This window comes from Pelagibaculum spongiae (assembly GCF_003097315.1).
GTDB classification, from domain to species: domain Bacteria; phylum Pseudomonadota; class Gammaproteobacteria; order Enterobacterales; family Pelagibaculaceae; genus Pelagibaculum; species Pelagibaculum spongiae.
Genome location: NZ_QDDL01000006.1, coordinates 1 through 12220 on the forward strand (window position 1 = coordinate 1; position 12220 = coordinate 12220).

13 protein-coding genes and 2 rRNA genes are annotated in these 12220 nt (G+C 42.0%); 10 read left to right on the forward strand and 5 right to left on the reverse strand.

The genetic code is table 11. The features are described from left to right. A 23S ribosomal RNA gene (locus tag DC094_RS14170) occupies positions 1 to 88 on the forward strand; the annotation flags it as partial. Positions 89 to 239: 151 nt separating this feature from the next. Beyond that, positions 240 to 355, forward strand: a 5S ribosomal RNA gene (rrf, locus tag DC094_RS14175). Positions 356 to 1234: 879 nt separating this feature from the next. Here the strand turns inward: rrf and DC094_RS14180 are convergent. After that, complete coding sequence (locus DC094_RS14180; protein WP_116687784.1) at positions 1235 to 1936, reverse strand: GntR family transcriptional regulator; 702 nt, start codon at positions 1934 to 1936, stop codon at positions 1235 to 1237. Positions 1937 to 2120: 184 nt separating this feature from the next. On the opposite strand from DC094_RS14180, the gene DC094_RS14185 reads away from it, so the two are divergent. The 5 genes from DC094_RS14185 (at position 2121) to DC094_RS14200 (ending at position 4493) form a co-directional block, all read left to right on the forward strand. After that, positions 2121 to 2318 (forward strand): hypothetical protein, encoded by a 198-nt coding sequence (locus DC094_RS14185; protein ID WP_116687785.1) that lies wholly within the window; start codon positions 2121 to 2123, stop codon positions 2316 to 2318. Positions 2319 to 2329: 11 nt separating this feature from the next. Beyond that, complete coding sequence (locus tag DC094_RS14190; RefSeq protein WP_116687786.1) at positions 2330 to 2515, forward strand: hypothetical protein; 186 nt, start codon at positions 2330 to 2332, stop codon at positions 2513 to 2515. Positions 2516 to 2554: 39 nt separating this feature from the next. Then, entirely contained in the window at positions 2555 to 2683 is a 129-nt protein-coding gene (locus DC094_RS22730; RefSeq protein ID WP_255420919.1) for a hypothetical protein, read from the forward strand. Between the two features lie 92 nt (positions 2684 to 2775). After that, positions 2776 to 2988 (forward strand): hypothetical protein, encoded by a 213-nt coding sequence (locus tag DC094_RS14195; protein WP_116687787.1) that lies wholly within the window; start codon positions 2776 to 2778, stop codon positions 2986 to 2988. A 200-nt stretch (positions 2989 to 3188) separates the two neighbouring features. After that, a complete protein-coding gene (locus DC094_RS14200; protein ID WP_116687788.1) occupies positions 3189 to 4493 on the forward strand; it encodes an alpha/beta fold hydrolase in 1305 nt (434 codons plus the stop codon). 41 nt (positions 4494 to 4534) lie between these two features. Here the strand turns inward: DC094_RS14200 and DC094_RS14205 are convergent, their stop codons facing one another. After that, positions 4535 to 5416, reverse strand: coding sequence for a hypothetical protein (locus tag DC094_RS14205; RefSeq protein WP_133245561.1), 882 nt, complete (start codon positions 5414 to 5416; stop codon positions 4535 to 4537). Between the two features lie 133 nt (positions 5417 to 5549). Then, the gene (locus tag DC094_RS14210; protein ID WP_116687790.1) at positions 5550 to 6092 is read right to left on the reverse strand and encodes a DUF7691 family protein; all 543 of its coding nucleotides are present in this window, start codon (positions 6090 to 6092) and stop codon (positions 5550 to 5552) included. A 220-nt stretch (positions 6093 to 6312) separates the two neighbouring features. Here DC094_RS14210 and DC094_RS14215 point away from each other — a divergent pair, with 220 nt between their 5' ends. Further along, entirely contained in the window at positions 6313 to 6654 is a 342-nt protein-coding gene (locus DC094_RS14215; protein WP_158527333.1) for a TraR/DksA family transcriptional regulator, read from the forward strand. Positions 6655 to 6786: 132 nt separating this feature from the next. On the opposite strand, the gene DC094_RS14220 is transcribed toward DC094_RS14215, so the two are convergent. Then, on the reverse strand, positions 6787 to 7692 hold the full coding sequence (locus DC094_RS14220) for a glycerophosphodiester phosphodiesterase (RefSeq protein WP_116687792.1): 906 nt from the start codon (positions 7690 to 7692) through the stop codon (positions 6787 to 6789). 295 nt (positions 7693 to 7987) lie between these two features. Beyond that, positions 7988 to 8761, reverse strand: coding sequence for a hypothetical protein (locus DC094_RS14225; RefSeq protein ID WP_116687793.1), 774 nt, complete (start codon positions 8759 to 8761; stop codon positions 7988 to 7990). Positions 8762 to 9753: 992 nt separating this feature from the next. Between DC094_RS14225 and DC094_RS14230 the strand changes: the two genes are divergently transcribed. Both DC094_RS14230 and DC094_RS14235 read left to right on the forward strand, forming a co-directional pair. Beyond that, positions 9754 to 11502: a substrate-binding domain-containing protein gene (locus DC094_RS14230; RefSeq protein ID WP_116687794.1), complete on the forward strand. Its 1749-nt coding sequence runs from the start codon at positions 9754 to 9756 to the stop codon at positions 11500 to 11502. An 85-nt stretch (positions 11503 to 11587) separates the two neighbouring features. Continuing rightward, positions 11588 to 12205 carry a LysE family translocator gene (locus DC094_RS14235; RefSeq protein ID WP_116687795.1) on the forward strand — a complete coding sequence of 206 codons (618 nt, stop codon included), beginning with the start codon at positions 11588 to 11590 and terminating at the stop codon, positions 12203 to 12205. Positions 12206 to 12220: the final 15 nt, after the last annotated feature.

Genomic DNA, 12220 nt, shown 5'->3' on the forward strand with positions numbered 1-12220 from the left:
TTGAAGACTACAACGTTGATAGGCAGGGTGTGTAAGCACTGTAAGGTGTTGAGCTAACCTGTACTAATTGCCCGTGAGGCTTGACCATATAACACCCAAGCAGTTTGCTGGTTGTTTGCGAGTAATCAATAGATTACAAAATGATTAAAGTAAGCTTACAAAACCGAATTAAGTCGTGATTGTTGAATCGATGTAATGAAAATTACAGAAAATCATTCAGCAACTTCATGCGCAGTTTGCTTGGCGGCAATAGCGAGTGGGAACCACCTGAATCCATCCCGAACTCAGAAGTGAAACCACTTAGCGCCGATGGTAGTGTGGGGCTTCCCCATGTGAGAGTAGGTCACCGCCAAGCGCCAAACAAAACCCGATTGCTTAAAAGCAGTCGGGTTTTTTTATGTCTGCAAAAAAGTGATTTAAGAAAAAACAGCCACCTGAACCCATCCGCTATTCCCGAATTTAGCACATGAGATCCACCTCCGTGTGACTGGATCCCGTCAATCCCTGGCGGGATGACGCGCCCAGCAGCATACTCCGAACCTGTCATTCCGAGCAGGGATGCCGGAACCCAGTAGCCACAGAAGGCAAAGATTAAACTTGGCGCAAGCTTTAAAGTGAAGCCTACCTGTCGCTGGGTTCATCGCCAATCCTTGGCGAGAATGACCAGTGTTAATTAAGTACGACCGCAAATTTTGACACAAGATATTAGCTTGGTAACCGCTACATTCAAATTGATTTAGCCAGAATCAATAAAAACAAATTGATTTGGTATGTCCGCTGGTAAAAAGCAACTGATATAACAATGAAATTAAGAGTAATAAAAAGAGGTTTTTTTACACATTAAACATGAATATAAATTTCACAATTATCTACAAGAATGCTTTAATTCAGGCTTTTAACATGATTTTTCTTATTGATGATTTTTGTTTTAAATTTCCATTTGTTTCGAATTTAATAATATAAACAGTGTTTTATGTAAAAAGATTTCTTTAAATAAAGTGAAGCCGATATGAGAACTGTAAAGAATTAACAAGGGAGTTTGTCGCCAGAAAAATATAAACAGAACTTAAATTATTAGCAATTGTTTTGATAGTCTCGTTGTAAAGTAGATGCAGAGTTTTTCACTGCAATGCTACTAATAAAGTTTAATGGATCAGCGACATTGTACGATCGCCCGGCGTTAGCAAGGCGTCGTAAACAGACAAATAAGAAAGAAAGAGGTAAGAAGCGGTAGCTAGTTTTGCCAGCTGCCCATGTCTTGAAATATTTCGGTAAAATCCTGGCTCCATTGGTGATGGTTATCCAGAGCCAGTGATTGCTCAAGATGCTCCAGATGATCAACCATAAACTTGCGACAGGCTTGTGGGTTTTTAGCTGCCAGAAGTTCGATTAACTTGTCATGGTCGTCAAAATGGCAAGTCGTGCCAGTTCCTTTTCGTTCATAGACTCCAATAATTAATGAAGTTCTGGCGAGTAAGTCATCCATCAATTCTAAAATTAGCTGATTACAGGAAATCTTAACAATTTGTTTATGAAAGCGGCCTGAGATAGCGATGGAGAGCGGATGATTTTTAGCCGCGATGGCTTTGTGTTCTTCATTTGCGAGTTTTTTCAGACGCTTAATGTCTACTGCTGTGATATTTTCAGCCGCTTTTTCAATAGCACAGCCTTCTAATACCTTCCTGACTTCAAAAACATCTCTGGCTTCTTTCATGCTGGGACGAGAAACATAAGCACCTCTGTTGGCCTCTATGGTGACCACTTTACGGTGTTTTAACTCCTGCAGCGCAGATCTAACATGGTTGCGGTTGGCATCAAGAGCTTCTGTCAGCTTGGCTTCGACCAGGCGGGTTCCGGGGAGGATTCGCTGTTCGACTATCGCGCGATAGATATTGTCGACGATCCGACGGATCTCCCTAGCTTTAACGGTTGGCATATATGCTGAACCTTGTTGTGACACTTAACTAAGAACATATTATCGATCTGACTGTAGAGAAAAAAAGCTGTATTAGCGACAAAAAATGATTAGTGCAGTACAAACCTTGATATATAACAAAGCGGGCTAGCGGCTAGCAGTCAAATATAACATTGCCAAGTTTATTGTTAACAAAAGTGGTGATATGGCCGAACCATTTCAATATCCATCATCCAAAGCTGATCTATTGATTTATAGTGGTTTAATTGCACTAGAATATGAAACTAAATTGGCTGATATTTTAGTCGACCAAGGAAAAATTGTTAGCATTCATGAGCCTAGTTATGTCACTAGAGCCAAGCGTGAAATAAATACCAGTGGTAAAATAGCCATGCTGTTGTAGTAGATCTCCATGTGCATTTTAAAGAGTCAGGCTTTGGTTCAATTCGTGAATATTACTATTCAGGGGCCAGACAAGCAGCAGGAGTGACTACGGTAATTGAAATGCCGTTAAGTCAACATTTAGTAATGGGTAGAGAAACCTTTAACTTCAAGCTAGATATTATCAATAAAAAATCAGTAGTAGATTTTTCACTTTAGGGTGGATTAAACACTTATACCGAAGGCCACTACGGTGAAATGAAACAAACCAGTGCATTAGCTGAAGACTCAATTACAGAGCACCTATCAGTAGATGTTGGCTCGTGGATAGATGAAGAAAGCTCTTATCATGCATTCCTTGGCAGTCGCAGTATTAATCAGCAATAGTTAGAAACAATCACCACGCATACCAGTGATAGTGTTTTGCAGCTGGTAAAGTTGAGCCACTAGATTTATCTAGTTACCAGGCATCTCTTGAGTTGCATATTGAGCAAGGCCCGATTTTAGAAGATAAGAAAAAATCATTAGCGGTGGTTAATAGTATTTTTGATTTGAAAATGCCAGCAGGTATGTTGTTTGTTCCCAGTATTAATGGCCGTAGTCATTGTTTTGAAGAAGATACTCATCATCAAGATTTAATTGTGAGTGTTGAAGCATTGACCGAAACTTGTTGTCATCTGTTATTAAAGTAAAAATTTCGCCGTAGCAGCGGTGCGTTTTCTGGTTAATGTTCAGTTGCTATAGTGTTGCTTTATCTAACCATAATCTTTGTAGCAGGAGGTTATGGTTTTTTTGTACCTTAGCTTAGCCTCTAAAAATAGCAATTTCAGTCGTAGAGAATATCTCATACAATCACCAGCAAATTCAGGTTTTCTTCAGAGCAAATTTTTCTATGACTCCCGATATTAAAATTGCCGGTGCGGTGGCAAATAAACATTATTTTGACTTGCCATTAGATTATAGCCAGCCGCAAGGGCAGAAAATTCAAATATTTGCTAGAGAACTGGTTGCAGTAGATAGCCAGGATAAAGATCTGCCATATCTGGTGTTTTTTCAAGGTGGTCCCGGGTTTGCTGCTGCCAGGCCAACTGCCAAGGGTGGCTGGATCAAGCGGGCATTAAAGGAATATCGGGTGCTATTGCTGGATCAGCGAGGCACTGGTTTATCAACACCAGTGAGTGCTGCGACTTTAGCAGGTTTGAGCCCACAGCAGCAGGCGGATTATTTCAGCCATTTGCGTGCCGATAATATTGTTCGAGATGCTGAAGCGATTCGTGCCCAACTTAGCCCAAATAAACCCTGGAGTATTTTAGGGCAAAGCTTTGGTGGCTTTTGCGTATTACGTTACTTGAGTGCAGCAGCTCAAGGTGTCAAGGAAGCCTATTTAACGGGTGGTATTCCTTCGCTGACTCGTCCTGCTGATGAAGTTTATCAGGCAACTTATAAACGCCTGCTGACAAAAAACCAGGATTTCTTTGAACGGTTCTCCGATGCTCAACAGTTGATGACTGAGCTGGCAGAATATATTTCAACTAATGAAGTGCTGCTTGATAGCGGTGAGAAGTTAACGGTTGAAATGTTGCAGCTGCTAGGTATTGCCTTTGGTGGCGAGTCTGGGCCTGAAGCAGTTTATTATTTGATTGAGCAAGCGCTGGTGAGCCAGGCTATGGCTGATGGTTCGGTGCGTAAAATCATCAATCCACTGTTTTTGAGCCAATTCAGTCAGATGCTCGATTACAACACCAACCCGATTTATACCTTGTTACATGAAGCTATTTATTGCCAAGGTGATGCTTCTAACTGGTCCGCAGAACGTGTTCGCCAACAGTATCCAGAATTTAATTGGCAGTCAGGCCAGCCATTTTTATTCACCGGTGAAATGGTTTATCCATGGTTTTGTGACCAGTTTAAAAACCTGAAATCATTAAAAGAAGCAGCCAATATTCTGGCTGAAAAAACCGATTGGCCAGAGTTGTATGACCTGGATATTCTAAAAAACAATACTGTACCAGCAGCAGCGGCTATTTACAGTGAAGACATGTATGTAGAAATGCAGTACAGCCTGGAAACAGTCGCTAAAGTTAATCATCTGAAATATTGGTTAACTTCAGAGTATGAACATAACGGATTACGCATGGATGGCGAGAAAATTCTTGACCGGTTAATTGCGATTAATCGCGGTGAGCAGTTGCACTAACTGTTGCTACAAGGGCTGATAAATGTCAGCCCTTGCTCTTCTTAATGCCGGCCGATGTAGGCTTCCCCCTCACTCCAACAGCCATTTTGGTAAATCAGGGCTTTTGGGAAAAAATGATCTGCCACTCCCGATGAATAATGCTCAATTGCAAAATTAACAGCATTCTGCTGCATTACAGGGTCTATAGCAGTGATTATCAATAGGTCTGTGCTACAGATATAGGCAGCAAACTCTGAACCGAAGTTATCTTCGGCATTCATTAATACCATCGGGTTTAAAAGCGTACTGGCTGCAAATAACCCGCCACTATCAAAATGCAAAAAACCATAGTCCGGATGTTTTTCTAATTCGGTATAATCTTGTGTGATACAAAAATCAGTCTGATTGGTTATTGCTGCCGCTTCCAGCTCAAGCGGTGTTAACTCAAGTAAATCTATATCACTGCTGGACAATATGTCTTTTTCAAACCAATGGTTCTTGGAGGGTGATACATAAATAACGGAAAGGTTTTTGGTAAACTCTTCTACATAAATAGGCTGGAAATAATCACGAGTTGCTTTTGGGCAGTGTTTATCATTCTTTGGAATAATGTGCGTTTGGTTATCGTCAAGGTAGATGGACCAATAGCCATTGGCATTTTGCTGTAAAGCTCGATCGAGGGTTTTGTTTTCAATTAACAATGGGAAAATATTAGCTATACCCTCATTACTATGCCTGACTTTGTCAAAAGTAGTCATCAGTGATTTCATTGCTTTTGAAAAAGAATGGCTATTGGCCATTTTTACATAGGGCGTTAGGTTTATGGTCGCCTGTTGAGTGGCTTCCTTGTTGATAAAACCAAAATATGCAGGTTTTTGGTGAGTTAGTAGAGATCGAGCCTGGTTTCTTCCAAAGTGTCCTAGCTTGAATCCTTTTTTACCCAATTCTTTTCTCAGGTATTTAAGGAAAAGTCGATTGCAATAAAACTTAGGGAAAAAGGGTTTTCTGAAAAAGAAATGATTGATGCAGTGTAAGGTTAATGCAAAAGAGAGTATAGATAGTAGCTGAGTCATAATTTTAATAGTTAAAAATGATTAAATCTTGGGCATGATTTTGTGAAAGAGTTAGCCAGCTCAAAAACTGTTGTCGCTGCTCATCATCTTCGATAATTGATGTGTCTTCCTCAAGCTGATGAAACAAGCTCTGCAACTGATCATTCAATACCAGATATACACCAGGAAAGTCATCTGGTGATGGGATGGCTAATTCATTACTTATATAACTACAGTGATGCACTTGGGGTAATTGATATAAGAAAGAGGGTAAAGAAGATGGGTACCACTGATCATTTGGTAAGAACTGACTGTTGCGATGGTTATCGATTGCGGCTTCAATAATATACCAGCAGGTATACCCACAAAGATCAGATCTGTCTTGCTGGGTAAAAAGCGCAATGGCACATTCCAGCGTGGACATGTTGTTGTCGCTAATGTCGTTCAGTGATTCAAGCTTATCGTATTGTTGGCGCAAGAAATCACGTAAAAAATCTCGGTCACGACCACCGATCTGGCTTTTAACCCATGCATAATCAAAGCGATAGGCCATTAATCCATAACTCATAGTGCTACTTGGCTGAAAATTTCGAGGCTTACTTTGAGTGAAGTAAACAATCAATACAATGACTTCTCAATTAATTCTTGCCAAATGGTAGGCTGAGATCACTGGTTGATATTATGAAAGCTTTTATACCCAAACGACCTCCAGCTGAACCTGCACCTTGAAGTTGTTTGGGTATATGCTCGGGATTAGATATAAAAAACTCAGGTGGTGGTTACAAATAATGGCAAGCAACCAACTTATTCAAGACACCTTGGATAGTCTGCGTGAACAGTTACAAGCTGAACTGGTACAAGGCAATGACTCTGCTGCAGCTGTTGAGCTGGATCAGAACAAGGTCGGGCGTTTATCGCGAATGGATGCGATGCAACAACAGGCGATGCAGCAAGCTCGCTTGCGATCTATTCAAAAGCGCTTGAGCGATATTCACCGGGCCGAAGAAGCTTTGCAGCATGATGAGTATGGGTTGTGTGAAGAGTGTGGCGAAGCTATTTCAAAGCAGCGAATGCAGGTCAGGCCGGAATCTGTTTTATGTATTGGTTGCGCTGAAAAAATGGAACACTAGCATTATTTTTTGCTGCACTGCTGGTAAATATATTTACCGTCATTCTGAACAAACGACTCTTTTAAATTAAAAAAGCCTTCAGGTTTCATAACCTGAAGGCTTTATTTTGTGCGCACCTGAAAACTTTTTTAATCAGAAAGCATCTGGTCGATAAGGCAAAAATTCCCAGCTGCCATCTTCGTAGACGGTTAAAGATTCATCAACCCGGCTGGTACCCATCGGTGGCTGTAAATAATTAGCAACTTCCTGGCGCAATGCCTGTGGACGATTGGTAGTTATCGTATCTACCCCCAGTGCTAAACAACGAATCGCATCAGTTAATTCATCAACTGTAAAAACATGAAGTTCTAACCCCTGTTGGCGAATTTTCGCCACTACCTGTTGGGTCAGCCATGGCGTCTTATTGATATCAATGCCATCGGTGCCAATGCTTTTTGCCACATGGAGAATTTGCTCAATGCTGTTAGAAGGCTGATTGGTTTCTTCATCTAAGAACCACCAAACCACCCATAGCGTTTTTGCCTGGGGAATTTGTTTTTTTACTTCACGAATGACTTCAGGATCAAATGCAATGATGATCTGTTGATCCATTCGTAGTTTTGAATTTTCCAGATATTGTTTTAATGCCGGGACAATTTTTTTATCGCATTTAATCTCGATAAATATTCCCTTATCCTCAGGGACTATTTCCAGCACTTCAGATAGTTCAGGGATTGATTCACCAGCGAAGGATTCATCAAACCAGCTGCCCACATCTAATTGCTTGAGTTGCTCGAGGGTACAGTCTTCAATCCACAGGTTTGAGTCTTTACAAACCCGGTTGGTGAAAGGGTCGTGAATTGCGACGATTTTACCATCCTTAGTCAGCCAAAAATCACCTTCAATAAAACTACAACCGGTTTCAAATGCCTTATTAAATGCTGAAAGTGTGTTTTCAGGGGCAAGTGCAGAGTAGCCGCGGTGTGCCACGGTTTTCAGGCTATCAGTTGCTGGAATCGCAACATTTGATGCTTGTGGTAAAAGTAAACTGGAATCCATTCTGTCTCCTTGCGGAAAGGCCGGATTAGCGCCCAATCCTAGAGTGTTATTACCTACTGCTTTTGACAGGTGTCAGACACAGTAAAGATTCATTAAAAATCAGTGATATCTGGTTGTTTTTAACGCCGGGTGGTGACGTTTAAAGAGTTGATAAAAATATCAAACAGCCTGATCACTGGTTGCAGAAACAAACGATCTACCTTGATTCGATTGCGTTCTGAATCTGCTAACAAGTTGGCCGTTTCATAGGATGGACGCAATAGTCAAAACCGGAAAAAACTCACAGATTTACTATTTAGCCAGGTTGATTGTCGCTTTTAGTAGCAGCTAACGCCTCGCCTGCCGGAGTGGCTCGTGTATTGGTCGTTGGCTGGCGAAAGCGAAGGTGGGTTAAAAAGCCTTGCATGGTCATCGGCTGATAACCAGGTAGTTGCATGGCCAGTTGATTGACCGCTGGGATCTGATAAAAATCGCCAAAACCATAAAAAACCCGTTCGCTGACAGTAATTGCCAACAATAAAACTGCCCATCGTGCCAGTTGAGGGATTTGGCGAGTGTTCTTAGCAATTAGGTGGGCGATTCGAAATAAGCTCCATTGCAGCAGAAAAATGGCGGGTGCCAGAATGACCATGCAAGCAGGTAATAGCGCATTGGAAAGCCACTGTTGTGAGACCAACGCTTCAATAAAACTGAGCTGATGGCTGGTGCTGATAAGCCATTGTGATAATTGCTGAGCTGAGGATGAAGAAGTTTGAGCGGATAGTAACCAGCTAGCACTCACTAACGTCATGATCACAGAGCAAGAAATCCAGTTGGTTAAAAAGGCGCCAAAGCGGCGTTTAAAAGATTCAGGCCTGCGTATAGAGGCTCTATTCAACGGAGCGCTGATTAGCCATGCAGGTAATAAATAGATTGCTGGATAACTAATACTGAGCATGAAATAGAACAGCTGCAAAGACCAGCCTTGTGGCCAAGGCAGTGCCCAAAGCGTAATCAGAATCCAGGCAGCCCAACTGATCAATCCGTAATAGCGATAATGTCTTTGCACCATTTCGGAGTGATACCACATAGTTTGCAGCCAAGTTGTGATAGGAGAAGTTGTAAGTTTGTTATAAAGGAATCTCGGTAAACCATCACCAGTTGATCTAATGAGCGGTTTAATCTTTTCTCCCAACGAAATGGCTTGCTGCGGCAAAATTCTAAGTCTCGATATGCTGTGATATTGATTACTGAAGAAAATAAAATCAGTTGAAGATTCATTCCAGCCAGTAATAAAAGAAATGCTAAAAGTTATTGATCAGTTGATTAATCACATCGTTTCCAGCCAGATAAACCATCGGGCAATTTGCAATCAGAAAACACTGGTTTTTGAATGTTGCAGTTGCGGCAAATAAACCTAGCAGAGCTGGCATGGAAATTAAGTTGACCACAATTTCCAGTTTGTGAGCTAAGCCAGTTTGCCTTTGATACTGGAGTAGTAATCAAGGTTTGCTTGACGGGTAAATGATCCCTTCGTAGTTCAGTGCCATCGCTATACTCAAGCTTAATTGAGTCAGCCAAAGCTACCGATGAAGATAATGCCAGTAGCCCAGGCCACCATCCGCGGTGTTGTTTGTGCTGATATCGATAATTTTGAGCTGAATTTTTTGCTTGATAGACTGAGATTGCGACATAAATACATTCTGATAGCTGTTAGTTATATTTAATTTATCTGATTTAAATTTTTTGTTTTTTCAAAGAAAATCTGCTGATTTTAATCCTGAAGTTTTAGCTCAATTCGCTATTGACTGATAAAGTATTAAATTTTCTGTTGCAATAGCAGTGGGTAAAACTGATCTATCCCTTTGTCATTAAAGCTTAAAAAAACTGAGGTAGAGTAGAGAGCTAGTTTGGAGTATTGGCAGCAAAAGCTGCGCTGGCTAGATGTTTTTGGTCGAAAGGAATACTTCACACTCCTCACTTGATTGATATCTACGGTTGTTTCCAATCAGCAAGGATGCAGGTCGTACAGAATGCGAATTTGTCAGTCTCGGGTTATTTGGCACAAGCAACGGAGATCGCATGGCAAATCCTCAGCAGGATCATCATTCAGAGCGTATGTGGCGCTTTGTTATTCAGGCCCGTCGTGCAACAGGAGAAAAAGTATCTTTTCCTAAAATGCATCGCAATCCAACTGAATTGAAAATTTTACTGAAACACCCGAGCGTTCTAAAAGATCAGCAATTGCTGCAAATGGGTAAATCATTGCTGCAAGAGTTGTCGCAAATAGAGCAGCAGACAATAGCAGCGGCCAACAATGCGCCGTCAACAGAAAATGCAGAGCATGAATCGGATTTACTGCCGAATCGGGCTAATTTGAAGTGGCGTATTTTGATGGTCGCCAGTCTGCTGCTGGTTGGACTATTTGTGCTGTGGCAGATTTCAGCTTCCAAGCAGCAAGCTAATTTAGTGGTAACCACAACAACTCAAAATGAAAACCCGGCCAGTCAGTTGCCAACAGTGCATGAGCAATCTGAAATAGTTGCTGCAAGGCCACTTACCCCGAGTGAGATCGCGTTATCTCCCGGTAAGAAGCTGTTTAGTGTTCACGGATCAAACACCATTGGTGCTGAGTTAATGCCTGCATTAATTCAACAATGGATGTATTCAAGGAAGTTGCAACAAATTCAACGTCAGCCAGTTGGTGAGTCTAATGAATTTTTATATACCGCAAAATCTGGCGAGCAATTACAAAGAATTGAATTAAAAGCGCATGGTTCCAGCACTGGTTTTAAAGCACTGATTCATGGTGAAGCGGAGATAGCAGCGGCTTCACGGCCAATCAAAGATAAAGAACATACAGCATTGGCTGAACTGGGTGATATGCGTAGCCAGGCCAACGAGCATGTGATCGCAATTGACGGCTTGGCAATGATTGTTCATCCGGCGAACCCTATTCGTAATATTGCCATCGGCCAGCTTAAGCAAATTTTTAATGGTGAAATCAACAACTGGTCGCAGTTGGGGCAAGCAGCAGCACCGATTCAAGTTTATGCGCGAGATAAAAATTCCGGTACTTTCGATATTTTTAAATCATTAGTGTTAGGTAAACAGGGAAAACTGGTTCAATCGGCGCGTCGCTTTGAATCGAACGACAAATTATCAGATGAAATTGCCAGAGATAGATCAGGTATCGGTTTTGTCGCCTTACCATCGGTTCGGCACTCTAGAGCATTAGCCCTTTCAGATGGTGGTGCAGCCATCTTGCCAACCCGATTTACCCTAGCGACAGAAGATTATCCACTGACTCGGCGGTTATTTTTATACACAGCAGATAATGCTTCGTTGGAAGTGCGTTCATTAATTGATTTGGCTTTAAGTGAGCAAGGCCAGCAGCAAGTAGCCAAGGTCGGCTTTGTTGATTTACAGCCAACGGCAGCTAGCTTACCGGTTGAAGCTAACTGGCCGGAAGCTTATCGGCAATTAGTTGATGGTAGCCAGCGACTGTCGATTAACTTTCGTTTCAAACGCAACACCGATTTACTAGACAATAAAGCCGAGCGAGATATTCCGCGCCTAGTGCGTTACTTCTCATTGCCAGAAAATAGCAACAAACGTATTTACCTGTTCGGCTTTACCGATAATACGGGTGATTCAAATTACAACTTACAGCTATCACGTAAACGCGCACTCAGCGTTGCCAATCGACTCAAGCAAAGCGGCTTGCCGGTGATATTAAGTGAAGGTTTTGGTGATGCGATTCCGATTGCCAATAACCTCAATCCTCGCGGTAGAGCAAAAAACCGTCGGGTAGAGATTTGGGTTAGGTAGCTGAAGGATAAGTTTAGTCAGTTGCTTGCTGCTGTCTGTTGAGGTTTAATCTTGCCAAAGCCCCACGCTGTTGAAGATTAGAACTATGTCATTAGAAAGCGCCATCACCTTCTTTATTGCGATCTTTATTTTCGGTATTACGCCCGGCCCGGGTGTGTTCGCCTTATTAGCACGTGCGCTGGTGCATGGCAGCCGTAGTTGCTTCTTTCTGGCGTTAGGTATGACGATTAGCGATATCATCTACCTGACCTTTGCTTGCCTAGGTCTGGCGGCAATCGCGACTCACTGGGGTGAAGTGTTTACCGTGGTTCGCTGGGTAGGTGCAGCTTATCTGCTGTATCTGGGCTACAAGCTATTTACCTCTGCTTCACAATCAGCCGATATTGATAAAAGCAACAAAGCTGCCGGCCATGTTGCCAGCTTTATTCAGGGTGTATTGATTTCGGCTTCTAACCCGAAAGTTATTCTATTTTACATTGCTTTTTTACCGACATTTATCGATTTGTCTGTATTAAATGCAGCAGATATCGCACTGGCAGCAGTATTAACTTTGGTCGCTTTAATGAGTGGGTTAATGTTAATTGCTTTTTCAGCGGCTCGCGCTGCCAAAATGTTGAAAACAGCTAAAGCCGTTAAACGAATGAACTACAGTGCTGGCAGTATTATGATGGGTGCGGGGATTTATTTAGCGGCGAGCAAATAATGCTCGCCGGGTATA